The sequence below is a fragment of the Acinetobacter sp. YH16052 genome, from assembly GCF_013417155.1.
GTDB lineage: Bacteria > Pseudomonadota > Gammaproteobacteria > Pseudomonadales > Moraxellaceae > Acinetobacter.
This window is the reverse complement of the sequence record NZ_VPEO01000006.1, coordinates 1-23,415: the sequence shown is the minus strand read 5'-3', so window position 1 is coordinate 23,415 and position 23,415 is coordinate 1. Positions and strand designations below refer to the sequence as shown.

General features: G+C 44.5%; 21 protein-coding genes. 8 read left to right on the top strand and 13 right to left on the bottom strand.

Annotated elements, in window-relative coordinates; all coding sequences use genetic code 11:
• Positions 1 to 46: 46 nt before the first annotated feature.
• Complete coding sequence (locus FTV42_RS05700; protein WP_004647438.1) at positions 47 to 853, top strand: enoyl-ACP reductase; 807 nt, start codon at positions 47 to 49, stop codon at positions 851 to 853.
• Between the two features lie 175 nt (positions 854 to 1,028).
• Here FTV42_RS05700 and secB read toward each other — a convergent pair whose 3' ends face one another.
• The 4 genes from secB to rsgA form a co-directional block, all read right to left on the bottom strand.
• On the bottom strand, positions 1,029 to 1,487 hold the full coding sequence (gene secB / locus FTV42_RS05695; protein ID WP_004647439.1) for a protein-export chaperone SecB: 459 nt from the start codon (positions 1,485 to 1,487) through the stop codon (positions 1,029 to 1,031).
• Positions 1,488 to 1,525: 38 nt separating this feature from the next.
• Positions 1,526 to 1,780: a glutaredoxin 3 gene (grxC, locus tag FTV42_RS05690; protein ID WP_004278388.1), complete on the bottom strand. Its 255-nt coding sequence runs from the start codon at positions 1,778 to 1,780 to the stop codon at positions 1,526 to 1,528.
• Between the two features lie 21 nt (positions 1,781 to 1,801).
• Positions 1,802 to 2,209 (bottom strand): rhodanese-like domain-containing protein, encoded by a 408-nt coding sequence (locus tag FTV42_RS05685; RefSeq protein WP_004647440.1) that lies wholly within the window; start codon positions 2,207 to 2,209, stop codon positions 1,802 to 1,804.
• 93 nt (positions 2,210 to 2,302) lie between these two features.
• Positions 2,303 to 3,361, bottom strand: a complete 1,059-nt coding sequence (gene rsgA / locus FTV42_RS05680; protein WP_004278384.1) for a ribosome small subunit-dependent GTPase A — start codon at positions 3,359 to 3,361, stop codon at positions 2,303 to 2,305.
• A gap of 125 nt (positions 3,362 to 3,486) precedes the next feature.
• Between rsgA and orn the strand changes: the two genes are divergently transcribed.
• Positions 3,487 to 4,044, top strand: a complete 558-nt coding sequence (gene orn / locus FTV42_RS05675) for an oligoribonuclease (protein ID WP_005107901.1) — start codon at positions 3,487 to 3,489, stop codon at positions 4,042 to 4,044.
• A gap of 41 nt (positions 4,045 to 4,085) precedes the next feature.
• On the opposite strand, the gene FTV42_RS05670 is transcribed toward orn, so the two are convergent.
• Complete coding sequence (locus FTV42_RS05670; RefSeq protein WP_005107898.1) at positions 4,086 to 4,331, bottom strand: hypothetical protein; 246 nt, start codon at positions 4,329 to 4,331, stop codon at positions 4,086 to 4,088.
• A 182-nt stretch (positions 4,332 to 4,513) separates the two neighbouring features.
• Between FTV42_RS05670 and FTV42_RS05665 the strand changes: the two genes are divergently transcribed.
• Together FTV42_RS05665 and FTV42_RS05660 are read left to right on the top strand one after the other, a co-directional pair.
• Positions 4,514 to 5,284, top strand: a complete 771-nt coding sequence (locus tag FTV42_RS05665) for a ThiF family adenylyltransferase (protein WP_129716334.1) — start codon at positions 4,514 to 4,516, stop codon at positions 5,282 to 5,284.
• A gap of 97 nt (positions 5,285 to 5,381) precedes the next feature.
• Complete coding sequence (locus tag FTV42_RS05660; RefSeq protein ID WP_180037917.1) at positions 5,382 to 7,217, top strand: tetratricopeptide repeat protein; 1,836 nt, start codon at positions 5,382 to 5,384, stop codon at positions 7,215 to 7,217.
• 67 nt (positions 7,218 to 7,284) lie between these two features.
• Here the strand turns inward: FTV42_RS05660 and FTV42_RS05655 are convergent, their stop codons facing one another.
• The 7 genes from FTV42_RS05655 to FTV42_RS05625 form a co-directional block, all read right to left on the bottom strand.
• On the bottom strand, positions 7,285 to 8,703 hold the full coding sequence (locus FTV42_RS05655) for an efflux transporter outer membrane subunit (protein ID WP_114542004.1): 1,419 nt from the start codon (positions 8,701 to 8,703) through the stop codon (positions 7,285 to 7,287).
• Positions 8,704 to 8,713: 10 nt separating this feature from the next.
• A complete protein-coding gene (locus FTV42_RS05650) occupies positions 8,714 to 10,690 on the bottom strand; it encodes a MacB family efflux pump subunit (protein ID WP_044109938.1) in 1,977 nt (658 codons plus the stop codon).
• 2 nt (positions 10,691 to 10,692) lie between these two features.
• Entirely contained in the window at positions 10,693 to 12,027 is a 1,335-nt protein-coding gene (locus FTV42_RS05645) for a MacA family efflux pump subunit (RefSeq protein ID WP_114542003.1), read from the bottom strand.
• Positions 12,028 to 12,151: 124 nt separating this feature from the next.
• Complete coding sequence (holA, locus tag FTV42_RS05640) at positions 12,152 to 13,138, bottom strand: DNA polymerase III subunit delta (RefSeq protein ID WP_085064524.1); 987 nt, start codon at positions 13,136 to 13,138, stop codon at positions 12,152 to 12,154.
• Between the two features lie 9 nt (positions 13,139 to 13,147).
• A complete protein-coding gene (locus tag FTV42_RS05635) occupies positions 13,148 to 13,681 on the bottom strand; it encodes a hypothetical protein (RefSeq protein ID WP_005103222.1) in 534 nt (177 codons plus the stop codon).
• A 207-nt stretch (positions 13,682 to 13,888) separates the two neighbouring features.
• Positions 13,889 to 16,510, bottom strand: a complete 2,622-nt coding sequence (gene leuS / locus FTV42_RS05630; RefSeq protein WP_180037914.1) for a leucine--tRNA ligase — start codon at positions 16,508 to 16,510, stop codon at positions 13,889 to 13,891.
• A 123-nt stretch (positions 16,511 to 16,633) separates the two neighbouring features.
• The gene (locus tag FTV42_RS05625; protein ID WP_180037912.1) at positions 16,634 to 16,987 is read right to left on the bottom strand and encodes a DUF4124 domain-containing protein; all 354 of its coding nucleotides are present in this window, start codon (positions 16,985 to 16,987) and stop codon (positions 16,634 to 16,636) included.
• A gap of 687 nt (positions 16,988 to 17,674) precedes the next feature.
• Between FTV42_RS05625 and FTV42_RS05620 the strand changes: the two genes are divergently transcribed.
• The 3 genes from FTV42_RS05620 to ilvC all read left to right on the top strand — a co-directional run bounded on the left by FTV42_RS05620 (position 17,675) and on the right by ilvC (position 21,013).
• Positions 17,675 to 19,402: an acetolactate synthase 3 large subunit gene (locus FTV42_RS05620; RefSeq protein ID WP_004278370.1), complete on the top strand. Its 1,728-nt coding sequence runs from the start codon at positions 17,675 to 17,677 to the stop codon at positions 19,400 to 19,402.
• A complete protein-coding gene (gene ilvN, locus FTV42_RS05615; protein WP_004278369.1) occupies positions 19,399 to 19,890 on the top strand; it encodes an acetolactate synthase small subunit in 492 nt (163 codons plus the stop codon). Before FTV42_RS05620 ends, ilvN begins: the two co-directional genes overlap by 4 nt.
• Before the next feature lie 106 nt (positions 19,891 to 19,996).
• Positions 19,997 to 21,013 carry a ketol-acid reductoisomerase gene (gene ilvC / locus FTV42_RS05610; protein WP_004278368.1) on the top strand — a complete coding sequence of 339 codons (1,017 nt, stop codon included), beginning with the start codon at positions 19,997 to 19,999 and terminating at the stop codon, positions 21,011 to 21,013.
• Positions 21,014 to 21,468: 455 nt separating this feature from the next.
• Here the strand turns inward: ilvC and FTV42_RS05605 are convergent, their stop codons facing one another.
• Positions 21,469 to 22,443 carry a transposase gene (locus FTV42_RS05605; RefSeq protein ID WP_180037910.1) on the bottom strand — a complete coding sequence of 325 codons (975 nt, stop codon included), beginning with the start codon at positions 22,441 to 22,443 and terminating at the stop codon, positions 21,469 to 21,471.
• 226 nt (positions 22,444 to 22,669) lie between these two features.
• Between FTV42_RS05605 and FTV42_RS05600 the strand changes: the two genes are divergently transcribed.
• Complete coding sequence (locus tag FTV42_RS05600) at positions 22,670 to 23,047, top strand: DUF2971 domain-containing protein (protein ID WP_228305201.1); 378 nt, start codon at positions 22,670 to 22,672, stop codon at positions 23,045 to 23,047.
• The last annotated feature ends 368 nt before the right edge of the window (positions 23,048 to 23,415 follow it).

Sequence of the window (23,415 nt, the reverse complement as noted above, 5' to 3'; positions counted from 1 at the left end):
TCAGACTTGGCATCATGCCATATACATTCTTTTAGGTGAGATTCACATGGCACAAGGACTTTTGGCGGGTAAGCGCTTCTTGATCGCGGGCATTGCGAGTAAATTATCGATTGCTTTTGGTATTGCTCAAGCATTGCATCGTGAAGGTGCTGAATTGGCTTTTACTTATCCAAATGAAAAGCTGAAAAAGCGGGTAGATGACTTTGCTGAACAGTTTGGTTCGAAACTGGTTTTTCCTTGTGATGTGGCAGTCGATGCTGAAATTGACCATGCATTTGCCGAACTGGCTAAACACTGGGATGGTCTGGACGGCGTAGTGCATTCTATCGGTTTTGCACCGGCACATACGCTAGATGGTGACTTCACCGAAATCACGGATCGTGAAGGCTTTAATATTGCACATGACATCAGTGCTTATAGCTTTATTGCAATGGCACGTGCGGCAAAACCTTTGCTGCAAGTCCGTCAAGGCTGTTTGCTGACATTGACCTATCAAGGTTCTGAGCGTGTAATGCCAAACTATAACGTGATGGGTATGGCCAAAGCCTCTTTAGAAGCAGGCGTACGTTATTTGGCGTCTAGCTTGGGTCAGGAAGGTATTCGTGTGAACGCGATCTCTGCGGGTCCAATCCGTACCTTGGCAGCTTCAGGTATTAAATCATTCCGTAAAATGCTTGACCTGAATGAGAAAGTTGCTCCATTAAAACGTAATGTGACGATTGAAGATGTCGGTAATGCCGCATTATTCCTGTGCTCGCCATGGGCTAACGGAATTACCGGTGAAATCCTGTATGTCGATGCCGGTTTCAATACGGTAGGTATGAGCGCTGATTTGATGGCGGATGCGGAATAAGTCCTATAAATCCTCTCTCCCTCAGGGAGAGAGTTAGAGAGAGGGGAATGACTTCTTTCTCTGAGTGAGGAAATGATTAAAATCCCCCTCATTCCCCCTTTGATAAAGGGGGAGGCCACTCAAGGCAATAAAAAAGACCGCATAAGTGGTCTTTTTTAGATTTGAAGGATAGCGATTAAGCTTGACCATCCACAGCAGCGGCTTGCGCACGTTGCATATTGGCTTCAAATTCAGCATCGAAGTTGATTGGAGTCAATAGCAATTGTGGGAAGCTACCTTTAGTCACCATATCATTCACTGCTTCACGTAGGAACGGGAACAGGATGTTCGGGCAGTATGCGCCTAGGATGTATGGAAGACGCTCTTCTTCAACGCCATCCACCAGGAAAATACCAGCTTGAGTGACATCAACGATAAACGCGGTATCACCTTCGTTGGTCGCTTGAACCACGACTTTCAAAGCTACTTCAAAATGAGTTTCATCAATTTTTTCTGCAGAAGAAGAAAGATTGATGTTTAACTCAGGTTGCCATTGCTTGGTAAAAACTTGCGCCCCAGGAACTTCAAAAGAAATATCTTTGGTATAAATACGCTCTAATGCCAATTGTGGTTGAGCTTGTTGTTCTTCACTCATTTTTTGATCCTTAATATGAAGTGATAATTTTAGTAAGGTTAAGCCAGCAATTCATCAAGTTTGCCTTCACGCTCTAAAGCATAAAGTTGGTCAAAACCACCGATGAACTGATCATTAATAAAAATTTGTGGCACGGTACGGTGATTGGTACGCTGCATCAATTCAAGACGTACTTCAGGCGCTTCTTGAGACAAGTTAATCTCTTTATATGCCACACCCTTACGTTCCAGTAGCTGTTTTGCACGCACGCAATAAGGACACACTGTCGTCGAGTAAATAGTAACTTCAGCCATGATCAATCTCCTGTTCGTGGATTATTTGCTTTTCACCAAAGGTAAACCTTGAGCTTTCCAGTTGCTGACGCCGCCATCAAGACGGTAGGCATCGGCATGACCAACCTGCTGTAATGCAGTACCAGCCACCTGTCCAAGGTTACAAATGAACACCAAAGGGCGATCAGATGCTTTCAGCTCTTCAACATGTTTTGTAATCTGGCTATATGGAATATTACGGCTGCCGCTGATATGACCTTCACGGAAGTCTTTGGCATCACGTAGATCAACCAGCATGGCATTTTTTGCTTTGACTAAAATTCCCAGCGATTGCGGAGAAATTTTGCGACCGTTACGTTGACCTTCGATAATGAAGAACAAAACCACTAATACCGCGAGTGTTCCAAATAAGAAGGGGTGATTCCCCATAAACTCGAACCAACGTTCCACAATTCACCTAATTACAATTTTAAAATTGCCAAGAGTATAGCTCATAAATATGGTGATCAAAATCACCGCTTCAAGGGCCAAGGGTTAAGAAAATTAATTTTTTTGCTGTGCTTCAGTGATTTCGTCGATTAAACGTAAATAGCTGTCCAGTCGGCGCGGCAAAATTTCACCTTCGGCCGCAGCCTGACGCAAAGCACATTGTTTTTCATGCTTATGGGTACAGTTACGGAACTGACAATGGCCGAGCAGATTTTCAATTTCAGGAAAGCCGCTTTGTACCTTATCTAAAGTCAGATGCCACAGGCCAAATTCACGAATTCCCGGAGAGTCAATCAGGGCCGCACCTTCACCAAAACCGATCAAGCGCGTTGACGTCGTGGTGTGTTGACCGAGTGCCGAGTTTTCCGAAATAATATTGGTTTTCTGTGCGGCATCCGGCACGATCGCATTAATCAGCGTGCTTTTACCCACACCAGATTGACCGACGAAAGCCACCGTTTCATTTTCCAGACGATTAGACAGTGCAGTCAGGTCGCCATCGGATTGGGTCTGCATCACTTCATAACCGAGATCTTGATATTCTTGCAGCAGAGTCAGAATCGGATCGTTTTCTTTTAACAAATCGGCTTTATTCATCACCAGCAATGCAGGAATATCGGCATCGGCACAGGCCACCAGATAACGGTCGATCAGGCCCGGCGCTGGCTCAGGCAATGGTGCAAACACGATCACAATCAGTGAAATGTTGGCCGCTACCGGTTTAACCTTGTGATAGCGGTCGGGGCGTGTCAATAAGGATTTTCGGGGATGAATCGCGGTGATAATTCCTAAACCGGTATTCGGATCGGCTTGCCATTTGACCCGGTCACCCGTGACCAATAAATCCAGATTGGTTCGAGTATGACAGCGCCAGACGCTGTCCAGTTCAATCTCTTTCCAGAAAGGTTCAGGCTCACCATCGGCGACCACAGGTTTTTCAGGGTGAATGTCAGGGCGAGACAAAGCTTGCACTTCAAGTTGGCGGCCATAATGTTGCACCACTAAACCTTCAAGATCACTGGAGGTATCGAGATCTTCTTGACGTGTTTTCTGTTGTTTCTGAATGCGGCGCTGTTGTTGCTCTGTCAGACGACGCTTACGTATTAAGGCCATTCATATCCTAAAAAAACCGGGTAAATCAGATGGCAAAAATAGCATGAAGCAGCCCCCGAATGACACCCAAGATGTAATTAATTTGCTACTATAGTTGTTTTTAAACCCAATAAGATTGCACATTTATGAGCAGCACCGCTGATACCCGCCTGATTTGGATTGACCTTGAAATGACAGGTCTAGACACAGACAATGATCAAATTATTGAAATTGCAACAATTGTAACCGATGACAATTTGAATATTTTGGCAGAAGGTCCTGTGCTTGCGGTACATCAGCCTGCACGTCTGTTAAATGCCATGGATGAGTGGAACACTCGCCAGCATGGCCAGTCTGGTCTGATTGAACGTGTACGTCGCAGTAAACTGACCGCTCAGGATGCCGAACAGCAAACTATTGAATTCCTGAAAAAATGGGTCAATCCAAAATCTTCACCGATGTGTGGTAACTCGATCTGTCAGGATCGCCGTTTCTTGCACCGCCTGATGCCTGAACTGGAGCAGTATTTCCATTACCGTAATCTGGATGTATCTTCAGTGAAAGAACTGGCCAAACGCTGGCGCCCGGAAATCATGAGCGGTCTCAAGAAAAATGCCTCGCATCTGGCGATGGATGACATTCGTGATTCGATTGCGGAATTGAAATACTATCGTGAATATTTTTTCATCATGAATAAAGATTAATTCCGATAGATGAAAAAGAGGCGAAAGCCTCTTTTTTTATTTTACTGAACTGGATTTTTTCTAGTGTAAAACTGCTCCATGCTTTCAAAGCCTACCCACAAGAGTAATAACACAATCAGATGATTCTGTGTTTCATAACGATCGAAAATAACTAAGCCAAATAATCCTAAAGTCATTAAACGAATGAGAATGCTGAGATAATAATTTTTGTTCTTTTGGCTGATCAGAACATAAAAATAAAGCCCGATACAAACAATGTTCAAACCCAAAAGGGTGTTAAATAGCATGACATTCCACTCCTTTTGGCCAAATGACATAGAATTAATTTGTTGATATTTTAATCAATCGCGAGTCGGTTGTCGCTCTCATCCAATCTGAATGTCATTTAAATCGATCAAAAATTTAGTGGCGGTAAAGAAAAGCGGATTTTGCTAAAATGATCCGGTATTTTTATTGCTATAGATGACCTATGACTGACCTGCTTCAAGATGATGAATATGACCGCCGTTTTGCTGGTGTTGCCAAAATTTATGGAGAAGACAGCTTTAACCATTATGAAAAAAGTCATGTGATGGTGATTGGCATCGGTGGTGTCGGTTCATGGGCAGTAGAAGCTCTGGCACGTAGCGGAATTGGCGAACTGACCTTGGTCGATATGGATGTGGTGGCGGCATCAAATATCAACCGCCAGTTACCTGCCATGAGTACCACCTTGGGTCATGAAAAAATTGAAGTTATGGCCGAGCGGTGTCGTGCAATTAATCCACGCATTAAAATCAATCTAATTGATGATTATCTGACGCCTGAGAATATCAAAGAAATTTTAGCTCCGACACCGGATCTGATTTTAGATTGCATCGATGATGTCAAAGCCAAATTTGCCCTGATGCTACATTGTCGCTTTAACAAGATTCCTTTAATTGTATCGGGCGGGGCAGGTGGCAAACTGGATCCACTGAAAATTCGTGTTGCAGATTTATCTAAAACCGAACAGGACCCGATGCTGGCCAAATTACGTGTCCAGTTACGTGCTAAAGGCATCTGTAAAAAGCCCAAAGAAAAATTCGGTATTACCTGTGTCTATTCCATCGATAATCCATTTTCGAGTGCCGATGTCTGCGCCAGTGCCGGCTTACGCTGTGGTGGTTATGGCTCTGCCGTGGTGGTGACTTCAAGCTTTGCCATGGTCGCCGTGGCAGAAGGCTTGAAAAAGCTCGATAGTAAAAGAGCAAAAGCCTGATTTAAAAATAAAAAGCACAATCTATGTGCTTTTTTTAAACTGGCGTTTAGAATGAAAGGATTCATTTGCAGAACAAAAATAATGTTTTGGAGCAGCTATGTGGTTCTTGCTGGTACTGATTTTGGGGATAGGGGCGTTGGCGATCTGGATGTGGAAACGTCCGGATCCGGTGAAACGTGATCAGGCGAAGGCTGTACAACATGATTTATGGATTGAGCAGATTGATGCTCAACTGAAACACGCAGCACGTTTGAGTTCAGATCCGGAATATCCGAATTATGAACGTGCCTATCAGATTTATCAGGGGCTGGCCCAGCAACAGGAAATCCCACAAGCCTATGTAGGCATGGGTCTGATGCATCTGCAAGGTCTGGGACATGAGCAAAATACTGAAAAAGCCATTAGCTACCTAGACAAAGCCTTTCGCTTGGGCAGTGATGAAGCGGCCTATCATTTGGGGCAGATTCATGAAGGGGAGGCGTATCAACAGGCTGACCCGGAAAAAGCCCTGTACTGGTACCGACATGCCGTAGCACGTGGCAATCTGGATGCCCAGTATCGCATCACTGAACTTTCTTCTACCGAAGGCCAGCCTCAAAACGAGATGACTGCAGAAAAACAGCGTCTGGCATTATTAATTCAAAATGCCGGGCATGGTCATGCCAATTCGCAGTATCAGTTGGCTCAGTATTATTTGGCAGATTCAACAACCCAAGATTTAGTGCAAGGAATTCATTATCTGTTTCTGGCGGCACAACAAGATCATTTGGCCGCTAATCAGCAGATCGCCGATGATTATGGGCATGGACAGATTCTCCCCCAAGACCTGATGCAATCGCTGCAATTTATTAAACGCTGTATCAGTCTCGGTGACCAGAAAGGTCTCTATGATTATTATGCCGGTGTGTTACAAGGCCGTATCGATACCGACCAGCGTCAACGCGTGTTCCAGCATTTATTGCAGCAGTCCAAAGAGCATGCCGATGCACAAGCCAAGACTTTAATCGGGCTGGCTTATTTTCATGGCTGGTATGTTGATAAAAATGAAACCATGGCATTTCGTTACTGGTCGGAAGCGGCCAACAGTCAGCATGCGCCTGCATTATGCATGATTGCTGCGCTGTATTTTGAGCAGCACCTGGTGGCCAACGAACCGCAAAAAGCATTTGAGTTATATCAGGCTGCCTATCAGCTTAGTCCTGATGATGTGTCTGCACAGATGGGGCTAGCGCTGTGTTATTTAAATGGTGTCGGTACAGTAAAAGACATTGCCAAAGCCACACAAATGATTCAGAGCGCGGCACAGCAGTATTGGCTGATTGAAGCTCAATCTGAAGCGGATTTAATTTATAGCGTCGGCCGGTTTTATAGTCTAGCTGAATATCCTTTACCGACACGTGACAAAGCTATCCAGTATCTGAATCAGGCGGTTGCGAAAGGTTCGAAAGAGGCGGCATGGTTCCTGTACCAAGCTCTGTCAGGCATTTATCCTGTCTTTGTGAACAATTTAGAGCTAGCAAATCGTTATCTGCATCAGGCTGCGCAATTGGGTCATGCCCAAGCACAGGCAGAATTGGGCTTGAAATATCTTAAAGGCCAACAGATTGCGCAGGATATTGCCTTAGGCTTGAGCTATCTGCAAAAAGCAGCCGCTCAGCAGAATGGTGTAGCACTGAATGCTCTGGGTGAAGCATATGAACAGGGTCAAGGTGTTGAGAGCAATATTGAGCAAGCCGTACAGTATTATCAGCAGGCGGCAGCGCAGGTAAATGCGGATGCTTATAGCCATCTTGGACGTTTATATACCAAGGGAATTGGCGTGGAGCGTGATATCAGAATCGCACGGGACTGGCTGGAAAAAGGCAGTTTACTCGGACATGAGCGATCCACTGAATTATTGAAAAATGTGAATGCGTATTTGCAAATGAAATAAACTGACTCAAATCATATGAGCTAAAAAACCGCTGTCTGACAGCGGTTTTTTTATGGATCAAGCTTTGTTAAGGTAATTGTTTAATCGGGCTACCACCCAATGCCTGCATCAAGGTGACATAAGCATTGTACTGGTTCTGTCTGGTTTGCACCAAAGACAGCCGCGCATTGCGCGTAGTTTCCTGTGCATCCAGCAGGTTTTTCAACGCCACCGCACCATTACGATAACGCACTTCAGTCAAGCGTTCAGTTCTTTCTGTCAGCTCAACATTGCGTTGCTGTAATGCAACCTGCTTAGTGAGCTCAGTACGATTCGACAAGGCATTTTCCACATCGGCAAAGGCTTCGTACATGGTCTGGCGATACTGGATAATGGCTTTTTCATATTCCAGCTCATTGACTTGTAGATCACGTTTCATGTCATTCCATTGCAGGAAAGGCAAGGTCAGACCTGCACCTAAAGTTGCAACCGGATTTTTCAGTGCATTCGAGAGGGACGTACTGCTGCCAATACCGGTGGTCAGATTGCCGGTCAAACTAATGGATGGATAGTAGCTGGCTTTGTTGGCATCTTTATTAGCTAGTGCCTTACGCAAGCGCAGTTCAGTCGCTCGAAGGTCAGGACGACGTGACAATAAACTCGCCGGTAAGTCAGCCTGAATACTCGGCAATTGAATATTCGGTAAACGGCTTGGCTCTTGAATCGCGAGCTGTTGAACCGGCATGTGCAGCAATACCGCGAGTCCGGTACGTGTTTCCACACGTTGTTGTTCAATCTGGCTTAAGGTTGCCTGTTGGCTTTGAATCGCCTGTTCCGCCTGGGTTAAATCCAGACCGGATACTGCGCCGGCACGATATTGCACTCGCACCAGATCATAGGTTTTTTGCGCGGTCGCCAGATTTTGCTGTACCACGCTATAACGTTCATTCAGATAAGCCAGTTGCCAATAGAGTTGCGCTGTGGTGCCGATCAGGCTCTGAGCAGTTGCCTGCAAGTCTTCTTCAGAGGCTAAGGCCTCCCAGCGAGCGGCTTCGGTTTGATTGGCCAGTTTGCCAAACAGATCCAGTTCATAGCTTAAGCCCGGATAACCCAGTGAAAGACCCGTCGAAGAATCGCCGCCACCATCTAGGCTAAAACGATGGCCCGTTGAAATTCTTGCATCACCGACGCGAACGCCTTGCTGACTTTGAGCTTGTCTGGCTTGAATACGGGCCTGTTGTAAACTGATGCCGGCCACTGCCAGATCGGTATTCTGCGCCAATACTTCATTTACCAAATTATTTAATTGTGGATCTTTAAATAAAGTCCACCATTGATCTGCCAAAATATCAGCATGAATCTGCTGACTAAGCACCTTATTGTTTTGAAAGCTACCCGGCATATTGATCGCAGGCTGTTCATAGGGGGTTTTCACCACTGCGGCACAACCGACCAGCGAGCTTCCCAGCAACAGGGCACTGGCAAGCTTGGTTAAATTCATTTGCATATCAGATTCCTTATTCGCGAGAGAGCGCATCGACTGGATTCAGACGAGCAGCGTTACGTGCCGGGATAAAGCCAAACACAATCCCGATCAGGCTTGAGCAGACAAAGGCCGCTACAATCGAAGTGGTTGAATACGCCATCTGGAAAGTACCGCCGGCAAAATGGGTAATTAATTGGCCAATCCCGAGGGAAAGCAGCACACCCAAAATACCACCCAAGATACAGACCAGAACGGCTTCAATCAGGAATTGCTGCAAAATATCACTTTGACGGGCACCCACCGCCATACGCACACCAATTTCCTGAGTACGTTCGGTTACCGATACCAGCATGATATTCATTACGCCAATCCCGCCGACCACCAGTGAAATTACCGCAATCGCTGAAATTAGCAAAGTCATAGTCGCTGTGGTTTGCTGAATAGTTTCACGAATACTGTCGGCATTCTGGGTAAACACATCCTGCGCGCCATGTCGCTGTACCAGCAAATTCAAAATCGCATTTTCAGCCGCCGCACTTGGGTATTCATCCTTAATCCGCACAATGATGCTACGCACATTGGATTGCCCCAGCATACGGCTCATGACGGTGGAATACGGCAGATAGACATTCAGGCTGTCATTATTGCCCATCATGCCTTTTTGCGCGTCAATCACCCCGATAATCCGGCTCGGTACGCTCCCGAGTAAAATCACCTGACCCACCGGATTGGTGCCATCCTTAAAGAAGGTGTTTTTGGTATTGGTGTCAATGACGACATCTTGCGCCTGTTGCATGACGCTACTGCGGTCAAAAGGCTGACCGGACTGGAAAGTCATGCCACGCACGTAGAAGAAATCTTCACTGACGCCGTTGACCGTAGTTGAAGCTTCGATTTCTTTATAACGGCCGGTGACACTGCTATTCACCGATGGGCTGACGCCATCGACATACGGTTGTTCAGCTAGCGCATCGGCATCGGCCGGAATCAGGGTTTTGGACTGTGAAGATCTGGAATTATCCCCAAAGCCTCGACCCTGAAATACGGTAATGGTATTGGTCCCCAGACTGCTGATATTTTCCAGAATCTGCTTTTGTGAGCCATTACCGAGTGCCACCACCGAGACCACCGAAGCAATACCGATAATGATTCCGAGCATGGTGAGGAAAGTCCGCATGCGATGTGCATTCATGGCCAGCAAGGCCATACGGAAAGCTTCACCGAGACGGTCAACTGCAGAACGCCAGGAAGAAATCTTCTTTTGTTCACTGCGGATTAGCGGCTGTTTTTCCAGATGCTCTTCGACTTCAGGAACATTGGGCTGATCAGAAATAATATTGCCGTCCGAGATCTCGATAATCCGCGTCGCATTTTTCGCTACATTATGATCATGCGTGACCAGAATGATGGTATGACCTTTAGCATTCAGTTCACGCAAAATGCGCATCACTTCAATACCGCTGTTCTTGTCCAATGCACCGGTCGGTTCATCGGCCAGAATCACGTCACCGCCATTCATTAATGCACGGGCAATCGAAACACGTTGCTGCTGACCACCAGAGAGCTGGCTCGGACGGTTCTGGGTTTTTTCACCCAGACCGAGATCAGTCAGAATCTTGACGGCTCGCGCATGCCGTTCAGATGAATCCGCACCGGCATAAATCGCAGGGACTTCGACATTGCCTGCTGCATTTAAATCGCCCAGCAGATGATAACGCTGAAAAATAAAGCCGAAATATTCACGGCGTAATTGCGCCAGTTCATCCGCTTCCAGTTCCCGGGTTTCACGGCCTTTGACCTTGTAGCTACCCGTGGTCGGTTTGTCCAGACAACCCAGAATGTTCATCAGGGTCGATTTACCGGAACCGGACTGACCGACAATCGCCACCAGTTCACCCGGATAAATCTCTAGATTCACCCCTTTTAAAATCTGGACCGTGCTTTCACCCGCAGGGAATTCACGAACCAGATTTTTCACCTCGAGGAGAGGCTGTTGTTGTGAATTCATGCTTACATTCTCATTGGGCCACGGCTATTGCCACCGCGTTTTGCTGCATCATTGGAGGTATCAGAACCATCGGCAATCACCACCTGATCACCACGTTTTAGACCTTTCAGCACTTGCGCAGTCGCACGGTTATTCAAGCCGATTAGTACAGGGGTTGGTTTTGCAGTGCCATCGGCTTGCAAGACACGAACCATGCCACGCTGTGCTTTACCTTGCTCAATCAGCGCAAGTTCTGCTTCAGACAGGTTTAGACGCGCTGGACGTTCACCGGCAGGGCGGTTGCCTTGAGCCGATTCAGCTTCAGGACGTGATGCCGGGCCGCCTTCACCACGATTGGCACGTGGCGGACGGTTTGAACCTTGAATGGCCGCAGCAGGAATGGTCAGCACATTTTTGGCTTCATCCAGTACGATATAAACTTGTGCAGTCATATCAATACGTAATTTTCCATCTTCATTCGGTACATCGAACAATGCGTTGTAATATACCGCAGAACTTGACGATGAGCTTGAGGTATTGCTATCGGTATTAATTGAATTGGGTGCAGGCTCAACTTGACGCAGTTTGGCGTAAATCTTTTTCTCGTTATTGCCTAAGGTAGTGAAATAAACCGTTTGACCTTCTTCAACTTTCATGACATCTGCTTCAGAAATTTCAGCTTTAATGGTCATGGTGTCCAGTTTTGCCAGTTTCACAATAGTCGGCGCACTCTGGTTGGCGTTTACAGTCTGACCTTCTTCGGTCACAATCGCCACAATCGTGCCATCCATCGGCGCCACAATCTGGGTGTAACCAAGATCTTCTTTGGCAGTCGCCAGCGTCAAACGCGACTGTTCAATCTGTGCATTGATGGCGGTGATATCCGCTTGCGCCGTTTTATAGTTCGCAAATGCCGATTCCAGCTCTGAGCGAGAAGTGGCATCCTGTGCATACATGGCTTTCTGACGGTTGTATTCAGCTTCAACTTTAGCCAAATTCGCCTGTCTTACTGCAAGTTGTGCCATCTGATTTTTAATGCTGGCTTCAGCGGTTTTTAAATCATTTTCCTGACGAACGGAGTCAATCCGCGCAATCAGCTGACCTTGCTTGACCTGATCGCCCAGTTCTACATACATTTTTCTGACCTGACCCGAAACCTGCGCCCCCACGCTGACCATCTTGGTCGCTTCCAGAATACCAGTCGCCAGTACAGAGCTTTCGATATCGCCTTGGGTGACTTCAGCCGTAATATATTGCGGAGGCTGTTCTTTGGGTTTGAGGAAGTACCACCCCGCAGCGATGAGCGCAATGGCAATCACGGCGGCCATAATCAATTTCGTCGGTTTTATTTTTGGCATGATCAATATCGGTTCAAAATCAGAGAATTGTGAACGATTATAAAAGCGAAATTAGGATAAATCGTGTATTTTTTTAAACTAATAGGAATGATTATTATTTTATTTTTCGAATTTTGACAAAGACTTAGTGAAATAGGGGCTTGCCACAGATACTGGAAATCGCCTGTAGTACCAAATGCTCCGGATTTTCATGTCCGAGTCCTTTAATTGAGGCATCAATTCTTAATAATAACCGCGGCCAGGCCAGAAAAGTCTGTGGGCTGAGACGGCGCAAGGCTTGTTGATATAACCCGACTTTGGTTTTCCAGATCCCGATTTGCAAGGCATTTTGCGGTTGTTCAAACAGCTGCATCAACAGACGCATTTCCTTGCTGAGACTCCATAAAATCAGGCTCATCGGTTCACCTGAAACGACTAGATACTGAAAAATTTTGATCGACTGGGAAAGATTACCTTGTAGCAGGGCATCGCTCAAATCATAGGTGCTATAACGTGACTGATCTTGTAAACATGCATATAAATGATCAACCTGAATGATATCGACTTCAGCAAAGGTATCGCTAACCCGCATCAGGCTGTTCTTTGCTGCAAGCAGGTTGTGCTCATGATGTTGTTCCAGCCATTGCCAGGCATCATTGGCTAAACGAATGCCGAGTTTTTCAGCTTCAATACCCAGAATCTGCTGCCGGTCTTTTGGATAATTGGCCACCAGCGAAACATTCACACCATTGGCATCAATCAGCTGAAAGAAACTGGATTTCAGGCTATTACTATCCTGTTTGGGCATCACCACCAACAGCAGGTTTTGTTCATTATGCTGCAAATAGTTTTTCAGTAACTTGATTGCGCTGGCATCCGGTTTGATATTGCCATGTACTTCAATCGCCAACTGGGTTGAAAACAGCGACAAGCTGTTCAAGGCATTAAAGACGGTTTTCCAGTCGGCGACCGAACTAATGTCATAGCGTTGACGTTCAATGTCCTGCTTTTGCCAGCTGGCCCGAAAGGCATCAATTAAATTCTGTTCCAGCAAAGGCTCTTGACCATGCAAGACCCAAGCACCGCGAGCTTCATCGACACGTTTCAGGGCTTGCAGATAATCAAGTTTCATAAAGAGGTCTTATTGAGCAGGTTGCGCTGAGGTATTTTGTTTGGCTAAGGGTAAGCGGTTCGATGAAATCTGACGCGCGATCTGCTGCGCCACATCATCAATAATGACCTGATTCAGATATTTTTGTTCCTGGTCATCGGTGTTGACCGTTTCAATATCATATTGATACGTACGTGTTGCCACGACAGTGCGTGGTTCAGTGATCGGATTGCCTTGTGCATCTTCAATCCGGAAAGTCACGTTTAAACGTAACAAGGTTTCAACTAGTTTACCGTTCAGTTCCAGACGGCGAGGGGTGTAATCCAGGACACGTAACACATAAGCATTGGGTGCATTACTCAGCTGTACGCCTGCAGCACCGAGGTAAACTGCCAGTTTCTCTTGCAGTTCTTCAGTATTGGGCGGTAAAGACAGGCTCATGACAGAGTAAGCAACAGGGGCGGAGCTCGGATTGGTTCCTTTCAGATGAAAGCCACAGCCGACTAAGCCTGCACTCAGACCACAAGTTAAAACAATTGCTGCTAAATGTTTGCCCAAATGCATGTGTTGCCCTCTATGCTTCCCGAAGGGGAATATTTGAAATCCTGAACTGGATTGTAAATTCAAAGCCCGTTGGCTGGCAACGGGCTTTGTTTGGGAATTGTGAAATCCTTCAGAAAATTCCTTCTCCCTCTGGGAGAAGGTTAGGATGAGGGGTTATATATTTACCTCTCCCTAGCCCTCTCCTGAGAGGAGAGGGAACTTAAGGATTTAAACCACCAAATTCACTAATTTATTCGGTACCACAATTTCTTTCTTGGTTGGACCCGTCAAGAATTGCTGAACTTCAGGCAATGCTTTGGCTTGAGCCAAGATGTCATCTTTAGAGGCATCTACAGATACTTCAAGCTTACCACGAAGCTTACCGTTCACTTGAACCACGATGGTTTGTGTATTACGTGTCAGCGCAGATTCATCTACCGCAGGGAATAAAGTTGAATTCAATTCAATCCCAAATTCAGCCAATAAAGTCTGGCTTAAATGCGGTGCAAATGGTGCAAGTAAAGTTAACAGCGTGGTAATTGATTCACGTGCAACCACAACGTCATTGTCATCTTGAGCTTCAAATTTGTTGTTAGCATTTAAAAGTTCCATCAATGCAGCAATGGCAGTGTTAAATGCATGACGACGTTCAATATCATCACCGACTTTCTGGATGGTTTCGTGTGTCTTACGACGCAAGTCTTGTGCAGCCGTAGACAGTGCCGATTTGTCGATGTTTGCAGCAGTATTCGCTTTTTCCAGGAAACCTGTTGCTAAACGCCATACACGTTTCAGGAAGCGGTTTGCACCCTCAACACCGGCATCAGACCATTCAAGTGATTGATCAGGTGGAGCCGCGAACATCATGAACACACGTGCCGTATCTGCGCCGTACTGGTCAATAATCGATTGCGGGTCGATACCGTTATTTTTCGATTTCGACATTTTTTCCTGACCGCCAACCACAACTTCCTGGCCATCTTCTTTATATTTGGCAGAAAGCACACGGCCTTTTTCGTCTTTTTCAAGTTCGATATCCGCCGGGTTAAACCAGGTTTTTTTGCCAGATTCAGCTTCACGATAGAAGGTATCTGCTAGCACCATCCCTTGCGTTAACAAGTTAGTGAATGGTTCATTACCTTGTACCACGCCTTCATCACGCATCAATTTGTGGAAGAAACGTGCATATAACAAATGCAGAATCGCGTGTTCAACACCACCGATGTATTGGTTGACAGGTAACCAGGTTTGGCCAGCTTCTGGTTTTACCATACCACCCGTAAAGTCTGGAGATGCATAACGGGCATAGTACCAAGATGATTCTACGAAGGTATCCAGCGTATCTGTTTCACGACGAGCATCGCCACCACAGCTTGGGCATGACGTTTCGTAGAATTCAGGCATTTTGTTCAACGGGTTACCTGAACCATCTGGAACCACATCCGTTGGTAATACAACAGGAAGTTGATCTTCTGGCACTGGCACTTGACCACAGGTATTACAGTTGATCATTGGAATTGGACAACCCCAATAACGCTGACGGGAAACACCCCAGTCACGTAAACGGAATTGAACTTTAGAACTTGCCAGGCCTGTTGCTTCTAATTTAGCAAGGAATGCATCGTATGCACCTTGGAAATCTAGACCGTCAAATTCACCTGAATTAACCAGTTTACCTTCTTTCGAGCCATACCATTCTTGCCATTGAGTTGTATCAAAGTCAGCATCATCTGCGCCTTTAGCATCAATCACTTGCTTGATGGTCAAGCCATATTTATTAGCAAATTCGAAGTCACGTTCATCGTGTGATGGAACTGCCATCACTGCACCTGAACCATAAGACATCAATACATAGTTGGCGATCCAAACCGGAACTTCTTCGCCAGTCACAGGATGCTTCACAGAAAGACCGGTTGCCATGCCTTTCTTCTCGGCAGTCGCAAGATCCGCTTCTGCCACAGAACCCATACGGCATTCTTCAATGAATGCAGCCAATTCTGGGTTTGTTTCAGCCGCTTTCAGCGCCATCGGGTGTTCTGCTGCAACTGCAACATACGTTACGCCCATCAAGGTATCGGCACGGGTAGTAAATACCGTTAAACCATCTGCATACACGTCAGGATTTGCTGAAGGGAAAGTGATGTCCATCCCTTGTGAGCGGCCAATCCAGTTACGCTGCATGGTCAACACTTGTTGTGGCCAGCCATCTTTAAGCGTGTCTAAATCGTCAAGTAACTCTTGCGCATAATCAGTGATGCGGAAGTAGTACATTGGAATATCACGCTTTTCTACCAATGCACCTGAACGCCAGCCACGACCATTTTCAACCTGTTCGTTGGCAAGAACAGTCTGATCGACTGGATCCCAGTTCACGGTTGAAAGTTTACGGTAGATCAAGCCTTTTTTATAAAGCTGAACAAATAACCATTGTTCCCACCGGTAATATTCTGGTGTGCAGGTCGCAAATTCACGATCCCAATCTACTGCAAGACCGAGTTTTTTCAACTGGTCGCGCATGTAAGCAATATTTTCAAATGTCCATTTTGCTGGCGCAACCTGGTGTGCAATCGCTGCGTTTTCAGCAGGTAGACCGAAAGCATCCCAACCCATTGGTTGTAGTACCGTTTCACCTTTTAAGCGATGGAAACGGCTGATCACGTCACCAATCGTATAGTTACGCACATGACCCATATGCAGCTTGCCACTTGGGTAAGGGAACATCGAGAGAATATAGCGACGTGGACCTTCTACTTTGTCGGCAACTTTAAAGGCTTTGCGAGATTCCCAATCCTGTTGGACTTGAGGCTCAATCGCACTGGCTTGATATTCGGAATCAATGTGAGTAGTCATAAACGTATCAGTGAATTACGGTGAAAAAAGTCTGTTGCACAGCATAGCGCAAAATGCACCTAAAAGTGAATTTTGCGCCGGCATTTCCCGAAGAAAAAACACGCTGTTCTATATGGAGCTGTCTTATAAAGCGACTGCACGATTTTTAGATTGCTGCAAAGCTTCGTTGGCTTCACGTTGTTGCTGGTCCTGATTCACAGGAACTTGAGGGGCTTGTTGCTGTTTTTCTTGGGATGTGTTCTCGGTTTGCACTTCAGTTTCAGTCGTTCTAGATGATGCTGGTGCTGAATTTTTCCAGCCATAGGTATCCACTGTGGTGGCTTTTTTCGCAGATTTCGGTGGTGGCTTCTTGGTATAATGCGTGACACCTTTCGCATCGACCCATTTATGATACTGGATCGCGGAAGCGCTGGTGCTACAGATGCTCAAAACAACTGCGCAACTCAAACTGAAGGCGGTTAAAAAAGATATTTTCATTGTTCTTGGGCCTCGGCTTGCTAGGCATGGAATACTGCAATTATTGTAGTGATATTTTCAGTAAAAATGATGGATTTTTATCTGCTTTATTCAAAGCTAACTGCTTAAATAAGCTCAATCTAGCGTATAAGAAATCAGAGACAAATCTTCGTATACAAAATTTATTGATAAACAATTTCCTTTCATTTAATAAAAATTCATTCATTTTTTTTATATAAGACATATTAAAAATTTATAAAATTAAACCATTAACTCTATGAATTTTATTGGATTAGATGAATAGACAAGACAGTCAATGCATGGCTATGAGCTGATATTGCTGTTAAAAACAGCAGATCTAGGCACTAGTAAGTATGGATTGTCTGTTTTTTAAACTTGACTTTAAAGCTTGAAAACACAAGAATGCTGCAATAGTTTTATATGCCTTAGATCGATCACCCTTCGACTAAGTGTCATTTCATGCAGTGGGCGATTTTTCTAGCCGAAAAATTGAACAAAGCTAAGCAAAATATGTTTATCCCAACATGTTTTAGATCCTGTATTGCTCGAACAGCGAAGAGATCAGATTTTTTTCCTATTGCTTTGAAAACTATGAAATTTGTGTGCTATAACAGTGCGGACAGTTAACAAACGAAACACTGCAAATGCCTCCCATTTGTGCAGTGAATAATATTAGGGTGAATCACGTTGGAACTTCTATCTGGTGGTGAAATGCTTGTTCGCGCATTAGCGGACGAAGGCGTTGAACATGTTTTTGGATACCCAGGCGGCGCAGTTCTTCATATTTATGATGCGCTATTTCAACAAGACAGAATCAATCATTATCTAGTACGTCACGAACAGGCTGCTGGTCACATGGCCGATGCTTACTCACGCGTGACAGGCAAGACCGGTGTTGTGCTGGTGACTTCAGGTCCGGGCGCAACCAACACGGTGACCCCAATTGCAACGGCCTATATGGACTCAATCCCGATGGTGATTTTGTCAGGTCAGGTTGCGAGTCATCTGATTGGTGAAGATGCATTTCAGGAAACCGATATGGTCGGTATTTCACGTCCTATCGTGAAACATAGCTTCCAGGTGCGTCATGCCAGCGAAATTCCTGCGATTATCAAGAAAGCCTTCTATATTGCGTCTTCAGGTCGTCCAGGTCCTGTAGTGATTGATATTCCAAAGGATGCGACCAATCCTGCAGAGAAATTTGCTTACGAATACCCAGAAAAAGTGAAGATGCGTTCGTATCAGCCACCGTTCCGTGGTCACTCAGGTCAAATTCGTAAAGCGATTGAAGAACTGATCCATGCTAAACGCCCAGTTATTTACTCAGGCGGTGGTGTGGTTCAAGGCAATGCTTCAGCACAATTGACAGAGCTTGCGCATCTATTGGGTTATCCAGTGACCAATACCTTGATGGGTCTTGGCGCATTCCCGGGTGATGATGAACAGTTCATCGGTATGTTGGGTATGCACGGTACTTATGAAGCTAACATGACCATGCACAATGCAGATGTAATTCTGTGTGTGGGTGCGCGTTTCGATGACCGTGTGACCAACAATCCTGCAAAATTCTGTCCAAATGCTAAAGTCATTCATATAGATATCGACCCAGCGACAATCTCAAAAACCATTATGGCGCACATTCCAATTGTCGGTGCTGTAGAGCCTGTACTGAATGAGATGTTGAACCAGTTGAAACAGCTTAATGTTTCTAAGCCAAATCCTGAAGCGATTGCGGCATGGTGGAAACAGATCAATGAATGGCGCAAGGTTCATGGCGGTCGTTTTGAAGCGGGTGTTGATGGCGTGATGAAGCCACAACAAGTGGTTCAGGCATTGGATAAAGTGACCAATGGCGAAGCGATCATTACTTCTGATGTCGGTCAGCATCAGATGTTTGGTGCGATGTATTACAAATACAAACGTCCACGTCAATGGATCAACTCAGGTGGTCTAGGCACCATGGGTGTAGGCTTGCCGTATGCAATGGCTGCGAAGCTTGCATACCCGGAACAGCAAGTGGTGTGTATCACCGGTGAAGCATCGATTCAGATGTGTATCCAGGAACTGTCGACCTGTAAGCAATATGGCCTGAACGTCAAAATCCTGTGCCTGAATAACCAGTCTTTAGGGATGGTGAAGCAGTGGCAAGATATGAACTATGAAGGACGTCATTCAAGTTCTTATGTAGATTCATTGCCTGATTTTGCCAAACTGATGGAAGCCTATGGTCATGTCGGTATTCAGATTAATCATGCCGATGAACTAGAGTCGAAGCTTGCAGAAGCGATGGCAATTAACGACAAGTGCGTATTTATTAACGTTATGGTAGATCGTACCGAACACGTTTATCCGATGTTGATTGCGGGTCAATCGATGCAGGATATGTGGTTGGCTAAAGGGGAGCGCACGAAATGAGACATATTATCTCTGTACTCGTAGAAAACGAATCAGGCGCGCTTTCTCGTTTAGTGGGTTTGTTCTCACAGCGTGGCTACAACATCGAAACATTGAACGTTGCCCCGACTGAAGATCCAACACTTTCACGTTTGACATTGACCACTTATGGTGATGATCACAAGATTGAGCAAATTACCAAACAGCTTAACAAGCTGGTTGAAGTGGTGAAAGTGGTTGACCTGTCTGAAGGTGCACATATTGAGCGTGAATTGATGCTGATTAAAGTCAAAGCATTGGGTTCATCGCGTGACGAAATCAAACGTACGGCAGATATTTTCCGTGGTCAGATTGTCGATGTAACACCAACGACCTATACCATTCAAATCGCGGGTACCACTGAAAAAGTGGATGCGTTTATTGATGCACTTGCAGAACACACGATTTTAGAAGTGGTTCGTTCAGGTGTATCAGGTATCGCACGCGGCGAAAAAGTACTCACCATCTAAATTTTAAGTATTTCCTCATCTGAATAAGAAGAGGGTATCAGGCAATGTAAATTTAAGGGTCATTGCCTGATTTAACGGACAAACAAGCATTTAAGCGGAGACAGCAATGCAAATTTTTTACGATAAAGACTGTGACTTATCTATCATCCAATCTAAGAAAGTAGCGATCATTGGTTACGGTTCACAAGGCCACGCGCATGCGCTTAACCTGAAAGATTCTGGCGTTGACGTAACTGTAGGTTTACGTGCGAACTCTGCTTCTTGGAAGAAAGCTGAAAATTCAGGTCTTAAAGTTGCTGAAGTTCCTGCTGCTGTAGCACAAGCTGACGTAGTGATGATTTTGACTCCAGATGAGTTCCAATCTCAACTTTACCGTGACGTAATTGAGCCAAACATCAAGCAAGGCGCGACTTTAGCATTTGCTCATGGTTTCTCGATTCTTTATAACCAAGTTGTTCCACGTGCTGACTTAGACGTAATCATGGTTGCGCCTAAAGCTCCTGGTCACACAGTACGTTCTGAATACCAACGTGGTTCAGGTGTTCCTGATCTTATCGCGATTCACCAAGATGCTTCTGGTAATGCGCGTAACGTTGCTCTTTCTTACGCTTCAGGCGTAGGTGGCGGCCGTACAGGTATCATCGAAACTTCATTCCGTGAAGAAACTGAAACTGACCTTTTCGGTGAGCAAGCAGTTCTTTGTGGTGGTGCTGTTGAATTGGTTAAAATGGGCTTCGAAACTCTTGTTGAAGCGGGTTATGCTCCAGAAATGGCGTACTTCGAATGTCTACACGAACTTAAATTGATCGTTGACTTGATGTTCGAAGGCGGTATCGCGGACATGAACTACTCAGTGTCAAACAACGCTGAATACGGCGAATATGTAACGGGTACTGAAGTAATCAACGAACAGTCTCGTGAAGCAATGCGTAATGCGCTTAAACGTATTCAATCTGGCGAATACGCGAAGATGTTTATTCAAGAAGGTGCGTTGAACTACCCATCTATGACTGCTCGTCGTCGTCAAAATGCTGCTCATGGTATCGAAGTTACTGGTAACAAGTTACGTGCGATGATGCCTTGGATTCAAGCGAACAAAATTGTAGATAAAGAAAAGAACTAAGGTTTCGTGCCTTAAAAAGAGGAAAGCAGCGCTTGCCTCTTTTTTCGTACCTTGGATCCAAGCAAACAAAATCGTAGATAAAGAGAAAAACTAATTTCTCGAATCAATTGATTTGAATGCGAAAACCCACTTAATTTGAGTGGGTTTTTTATTTCTATGTTTACGTGCCTTAAAAAATGGGGAAAGCAGTGCTTTCCCCATTTTTTAATATCTTGGAGCCAAGCAAACAAAATCGTTGATAAATAGAAAAACCAATCTCTTAATTGGCTGATTTTTATGCTATAAAAGCCCTGCCAAAGCGGGGTTTTTTATTGGATAAGAATAATAGACCTCTTGCGAAAGTATTATTTTAGACTTTGATATTTATTTAAAAATCAACGCTTATCACTGATTAAATTTTGACTAACGCAAGAGATACCGTCTGAAACGTCAAGCAAATTATCGAAAATTCATGCTCAATAATCTGCTTGATAAGGCTGTTGGTGTTTGAGTACACCATAACAAAGATGAACCAACTTTCTCATTGCAGCTCCAATCGCCATCATTTTGGTTTTACCATTAGCTAATAATCTTTCATTCATCCCTTTAATATGAGGATTATGCCGAGTTGCGACAATGGCTGCTATATATAAACCGGCACGTATTTTGGAAGAGCCCGCTTTGGATAAATGGCTTCTGCCATGAATGGAGCTACCTGACTGCTTTTGAGTGGGCACCAAGCCAACAAAGGCGGCCGCTTGACTAGCTCTTTCAAAAGTATGACTGCGCAAGAAACTGAGCATTAATAAACTAGTTCGATCTGCAATGGCTGGAATACTGCTGAGCAGTTCTTTATCATTTTTTAAATCAGGATTCTGATCAATGTGATCATCAATTTGTTGGTCGATACCCTGAATATGTTTGTTTAACTGTTCAATACTCTTGTGGAGAGACTGAAGTACAGGTTCCATCGTGAAGGTAGACTCTGCTTTTTCCAAACGATTCTTTTCACGTTGTAAATCTTCACAAAGAACAGCTCTTCTATCCAGTAAAGCATTCAGCAATTGAATATGTTTGGGTAAAGGTTGCCAAAAATGTAGATTGGCAGTCATCGCAAATCGAGCTAGAACCTCACTATCTACCTTGTCTGTTTTATTCAGCTTAGACATACTCTGAGCAAAATATCGAGCTCTGGCAGGATTGGTTATAGAGACTTGATAGCCCTCATCAAATAAATATTTAGCCAAGAGTTCATGATAAATAGATGTTGCTTCCATTAAGATAATGGTCTGCGTAGAAGTTGCAGCATGCTGGTTTAGCCAGATTTGAAGTTGCTCAAAACCTTTTGGTGTATTTGAAAAAGTTTTGGTTTTCTTTTTATTTGCAGAATTTTCTAAAATTAAACAGCAATCAATTTTAGCTTTAGCAACATCAATACCAAGATAAAACATAATCTTTACCTGCTTTAATTATTCAATTATTGTTTTAGCATAAGCACCGTCTTTTCTTGTGAATGCAGCATCAAAGTGCTTAGTTACCGTCCAGAGTTGTGCAAGTGGTTAGGGCAAATAGTAGGTTTTATCTCTTGCACAGACTAAAAGTCTTAGGTCTATTACAAACTCTACAATTTGCATATAGTGGAAGCTAATCACTACAACCTCCAAGATACAAGGTCTAATGATTTTATATAAATATGTTGGCTTTGATGCTGGTTTAAAAATATTAGAAACAAGTACTTTAGGCTTTTCTTTGCCGCGCGATTTTAATGATCCATTTGAGGTGACGGCTTTAGCTTTAATGGGGGAAACGGTAAATGTTGGTGTAGAAACGCAAGCTGTAAGAAGTCGGTTTATCAATAAATATGCAGTATTGTCTTTAACTCGAGCCCCCTTAAATCCTTTAATGTGGTCTCATTATGCAGATAGTCATAAAGGAATGGTGATCGGGATTGATATAGAGAAGGCAGGTTTAGAAAGTTTTGAAAATTATACGATACCTGCTCAGAGAGGAGAGATAATTTATGTGAATACAGTGCCACAACAATTAATTCAATAGATGCCGTGCAATTAATGCAAATTGGAAGTAAGCATCATATATGGTGGGAATCTCATGAGAGATTACTAAAACATGCTGTTCTTTATAAGCAATTATGTTGGGCGTATGAAGAGGAGGTTAGGGTAATGAAATGTTTGGGGAGTGAGGAATACCATTCTTATCATTCAAAGGAAGATAAGAGATTTGATTTGGATGGAGAGCAGTGGGAAAGAAAATATATTGGTTCAAGAAGTATATTCTTTGATGTGTGCTGAATTAGCAGGAGACTTTCACTTGGGAGATTCTAGGCAGCTAACCGATAAAAGTCTTCTGCCATTTGATTTGGTGTCTTAAAATCCAAGCCTTTTTGAATTCTTCGCTGATTATAA